The organism is Psychrobacter sp. AOP3-A1-26 (assembly GCF_052378235.1).
Taxonomy (GTDB): Bacteria; Pseudomonadota; Gammaproteobacteria; order Pseudomonadales; family Moraxellaceae; genus Psychrobacter.
This window is the reverse complement of the sequence record NZ_JBQSXN010000137.1, coordinates 1-4,022: the sequence shown is the minus strand read 5'-3', so window position 1 is coordinate 4,022 and position 4,022 is coordinate 1. Positions and strand designations below refer to the sequence as shown.

The 4,022-nt window shown below is 38.7% G+C and carries 6 protein-coding genes; 5 read left to right on the top strand and 1 reads right to left on the bottom strand.

Annotated features, from left to right (window positions below; translation table 11 throughout):
- The first annotated feature begins 130 nt into the window (after positions 1-130).
- The 4 genes from repM to ACT3TU_RS13655 all read left to right on the top strand — a co-directional run bounded on the left by repM (position 131) and on the right by ACT3TU_RS13655 (position 2,363).
- Positions 131-1,117, top strand: coding sequence for a replication initiation protein RepM (repM, locus tag ACT3TU_RS13670; RefSeq protein ID WP_192520858.1), 987 nt, complete (start codon positions 131-133; stop codon positions 1,115-1,117).
- Positions 1,118-1,357: 240 nt separating this feature from the next.
- Positions 1,358-1,654, top strand: a complete 297-nt coding sequence (locus ACT3TU_RS13665) for a type II toxin-antitoxin system RelB/DinJ family antitoxin (protein ID WP_192520860.1) — start codon at positions 1,358-1,360, stop codon at positions 1,652-1,654.
- A complete protein-coding gene (locus ACT3TU_RS13660) occupies positions 1,647-1,919 on the top strand; it encodes a type II toxin-antitoxin system YafQ family toxin (RefSeq protein WP_201624448.1) in 273 nt (90 codons plus the stop codon). Before ACT3TU_RS13665 ends, ACT3TU_RS13660 begins: the two co-directional genes overlap by 8 nt.
- A gap of 162 nt (positions 1,920-2,081) precedes the next feature.
- Positions 2,082-2,363, top strand: coding sequence for an HU family DNA-binding protein (locus ACT3TU_RS13655; protein WP_192529667.1), 282 nt, complete (start codon positions 2,082-2,084; stop codon positions 2,361-2,363).
- A 238-nt stretch (positions 2,364-2,601) separates the two neighbouring features.
- Here the strand turns inward: ACT3TU_RS13655 and ACT3TU_RS13650 are convergent, their stop codons facing one another.
- Positions 2,602-3,135 carry a MepB family protein gene (locus tag ACT3TU_RS13650; RefSeq protein ID WP_192520927.1) on the bottom strand — a complete coding sequence of 178 codons (534 nt, stop codon included), beginning with the start codon at positions 3,133-3,135 and terminating at the stop codon, positions 2,602-2,604.
- 316 nt (positions 3,136-3,451) lie between these two features.
- Here ACT3TU_RS13650 and ACT3TU_RS13645 point away from each other — a divergent pair, with 316 nt between their 5' ends.
- Positions 3,452-4,021, top strand: coding sequence for a PepSY domain-containing protein (locus tag ACT3TU_RS13645; RefSeq protein WP_443511809.1), 570 nt, complete (start codon positions 3,452-3,454; stop codon positions 4,019-4,021).
- Position 4,022: the final 1 nt, after the last annotated feature.

Genomic DNA, 4,022 nt, shown 5'->3' with positions numbered 1-4,022 from the left:
GTGGACGTTTATACCGTTATAAGTGGACGTTTATACCGCACTAATAGACATTATATTAATTGACTACTAATTGACTATTGATATAATTGTCAATTAATATAAATCTATCAACTAGATGCAGGGAAAGCTAATGAACGAAAAGAGAAAGAAAAAAGATGGTGTGCAAGACTTAGTCGTGAAATCAAACCGGATTGTTACAGCCTTTCAAAGTTTATCTTTAACGGAGATGTGTCTAATACAGCTAGCTATTGTTGATGCAAGAGAGACAGAACAAGGGTTAGAGATCAATAAGCCGCTGTCTATAAGTGCAAAACGATACGCTGAAGCTTTTGATGTACAAATTGATACTGCCTACAAGATACTAGCCCAAGCTGGAAAAGGCTTAAGGGCACGTTATTTTACGTTTTTGGATGATACTGGTAGCAAAATTGAGACAAACTGGGTTCAGCAAGTCAGATACGTTAAAAGCGAGGGACGTATTGAAGTTATTTTTACTGTTGCCGTTGTTAATGAAATTACTCGCTTAAGCTCACACTTTACACAATATGACCTAGAGTTCATCGCAACGCTCAATAGCATCTACTCTGTGCGTTTGTATGAGCTAATCGTCAAATGGTTAAGCGCTAGACAGACAGATATATTTGATTATGAAATATTGAGAGGTCAGCTAGGAATCAGTGTCAATGAATATAAAAACATGGGAGATTTCAAAAAACGTGTTCTTGATTTAGCTGTTAATGAGATTAATGAAAAGACCAATATTAAAGTTAAATATGAGAATGTAAAGCAAGGTCGCAAAATCATAGGTTTTACGTTTACTGTGCATGAAAAGTCTAAGTCTAAAGCTGATAAAACAATCAAACTTCGTGATGCTGATAACGGAGATATGTTCACGATTGATGGACTCTCTGATAAGCAGCTGTGGCGTATCAGTCGGCATAAAGAGTTTATAAGCACGTATAGTGGTCTTGCTAAAGGCGACGCTGGTAAGAACTGGTCAGCGTATAGTGATTTTATAGTTGGTGAGATCAAGAAAGACGCCTCTAAATTCAGCAAAAAGCGTCCTATACGTGAGTATTTAGATGGGAACGAAGCAGAGTACGATTTCTCAAGATAATAACCAAAAATGACCACCTCAAACAGTCTACTATAAGTGGTTCTCTTGTATTGATGAGAGTTTTCTAAACTCTGTTCATGCGTGAAATGATGCACATCATACAGCGTAAGCCAGGAAGCTTTGATAAAAAAGACAAGGCACTACCGAGAATCAGGCAAGTAAGTATTGTTAATATAATTGTTTTTGTACTTTATATGACATACAATCAATGTCATATAAAGTACAAATGGAGTACAAATTATGTCAAGTACAGTAAATTTCAACATGAGACTTGAGAAAGAACTCAAAGATGAAACCAGCCAAATATTTGAAAACTACGGCATGACAACCTCTCAGGCCGTTAGAATGTTCTTGGTCAATGTCGCCAAAACCAAAAAAATACCGCTATCATTTGATTATCAAGCTGACGACTTAGTGTTAGGGGATCAAACGCTACAAGCCATTAAGCAAGGACGTTTAGACTATGAAGCGGGTAAATTGGATAGACTCGAACCCAACGAGGCTCTAGAGGCGTTACAGGGGCTCTCTCGTGGCTAGAACTGTTATACCTACAAATCAATTCAAGCGAGATATTAAAAAACGATCCAAAGATTTGATCACACCACAATGGATTGAAGTCATGCACTGCTTACTTAATGACTTATCAATGCCAATCAAATACCGTAACCATGCACTGACGGGTGACAAAAAGCACTTGATGGATTGTCATGTTAAGCCTGATTTGGTACTGCTGTATGAATTCGAAGGTGATACAGATTTGATATTACACAGGCTAGGCTCTCATAGTGAACTTGAGATCTAAGCACAGGAGCCCATCCCAGATTCTGTGTAAGTATGGATCGGGGGTAAGCAGCAGTGACACAGAGTTTGGGAAACTCCCCCGCGAGACCTAACATTTACGGCATCTCCTCACCAAACCAAGGGAATGAAGTCAAAATGATTCTAATAACAACGAGAGGTAAGTATGAATAAGCAAGATATCATTAGCGAGTTGGCACCAAAATTAAATGTGAATCAAGATGAGGCAAGGGTTGTACTAAACTCAGTTTTGGATGTTTTAGCCGACTCTTTAGCTAACCTCGAAGAAAATGAAAGATTGAAGTTAGTAGGGTTTGCAAATTTTCAAAAGGTTAAGCGCAAGAGTCGTTTAGGTAGAAACCCTAAGACAGGTGAAGCAGTAGAGATACCTGAAAAGCTAGTCATCAAGACGACAATTAGTGAAAATCTAGTAGATAGCTTTCAGTAATTGCTCGAGGAGTTTTAACTTATCGGCGGTTCAATGACCTAAGTAATGGTATTGGCTTTTAGTATTGTATTGATAGTGTTGTTTACGCCACCCCTTGCTATAAGTAGTTCGCTAATATCAGTCTATTTTAGGTAGTCTGTTTATCGTTTAAACGGTCTGTTTGGATGGTTCCGTTGGGGTATACCTCTGATCGCTTGTTAAATTTTGACAGTTCAAGGGCTTGGAATACCTCTTACTATTAACCCAGCATTCTAGTAAAAGACTCTAAAATGGCATCGCTATCCTCAAAATCAAGAAAACACTCCGTCTGCCAATTTTTTGTTCGTTTAGCTTGTACAGCCGTTGGGGTTGTCCAAGGTGCATATACTCTAATTGCTCTCTTACCAGCCTTTGCTTCTTCAGAAAATACGCCTTTTTTAGCAAGAAGTTGTGCACTGAAAACGAAAACTCCGAAATTAGCACCCTCGTTGGCAGCTATAATCACCCAATCCACCCCATCCTTCAGGTCAATTGGTGCAATTTCACTGTTAGGGTGTTCACGCTTCCATATTGTCACAAATTGACCAATCTTTTTTGGTGTGGTTTTCGCTTGTCGATAAAGTACCCTTTGACCATTAAGTGTAAATTTAAGCGCCCCGTATTCCGTACTTTCCATTTCAGGCTCAACGTTTTCAACTGCATACCCTGCTGGCTCAAGTAGCCTTCGCAATACAAGATTAAATGATGCTGGGATAATGTCTAAAGTAAGGTTTTCAGTATTAAGTGTTTCCATAAAGATTGTCCGTAGTCATATAGACTGTCAATGAGTTAAAACTTTGGCATCAGTAGCCTACAGCCGAAGATTCAAGTCCTCACTAGGGAACCGAACCAGTGAATGAGCCTGATTGGTTCACAATAGGCATACCCAGGGAACCAATGAAATCGAATTCTTCTATCGAACGTTATTTGTTATAACACCCGTTACATTTTTCAGCATAAATCACTTAGACATAGCGATTAACTGTATGTCATTATTTATCTTTAAATGAATCTCTTATTCTAATTAACAAACAGTCTGCAGAAAAACTAACGCATTTTAGGGTTTTATTATGAAAAAACTATCAACATTGAAGAAATCTCTTGTAATGGCACTGAGTGTCGTAAGCTTCAGCATAGCCTCTGTTTCAGCCAGTCAAGCAGCCCCTGCTATGAATGAGGTAACGGCAGTGTCACAGAGTAAAATCAGTTTAGAGCAGGCGATGGCCCTTGCTAATAAAGCGGTAAAAGGCGATATCATCAGTGCAGACTTTGATCAAGAATATCGTAACGAAAATAGCCATTATGATATCAACATCATTACCAACAATAATGAACAAGAAGTCAGCGTGAATGCCAATACAGGCAAGATCACGAAAGGGGACACAGAGCGTTTAGACAAAGAAGACTTGGCAGAATATAAGGCCATGAAACAAGCAAAAGTGAGTTTGTCTCAAGCCATAAAAAAAGCAAACCAAACGCTGAAAGGGAAAGTGCTGGAAGTAGAATTCGATATAGATTTTGGCAAGCCTGTCTACAAAGTTGAAATTGGTAAAGGCAATCAGATTCATAAAGTTGTTGTCGACAGCATGACTGGTAAGATTACTCGCAGTCAGGTAAGCGACGTTGATCGTGATGATTAAC

Bases quoted from the DNA above. Each gene is read 5' to 3' on its own strand.
- repM (WP_192520858.1), top strand. From the start codon at position 131: ATGAACGAAAAGAGAAAGAAAAAAGATGGTGTGCAAGACTTAGTCGTG.
- ACT3TU_RS13665 (WP_192520860.1), top strand. From the start codon at position 1,358: ATGTCAAGTACAGTAAATTTCAACATGAGACTTGAGAAAGAACTCAAA.
- ACT3TU_RS13655 (WP_192529667.1), top strand. From the start codon at position 2,082: ATGAATAAGCAAGATATCATTAGCGAGTTGGCACCAAAATTAAATGTG.
- ACT3TU_RS13650 (WP_192520927.1), bottom strand. From the start codon at position 3,135: ATGGAAACACTTAATACTGAAAACCTTACTTTAGACATTATCCCAGCA.
- ACT3TU_RS13645 (WP_443511809.1), top strand. From the start codon at position 3,452: ATGAAAAAACTATCAACATTGAAGAAATCTCTTGTAATGGCACTGAGT.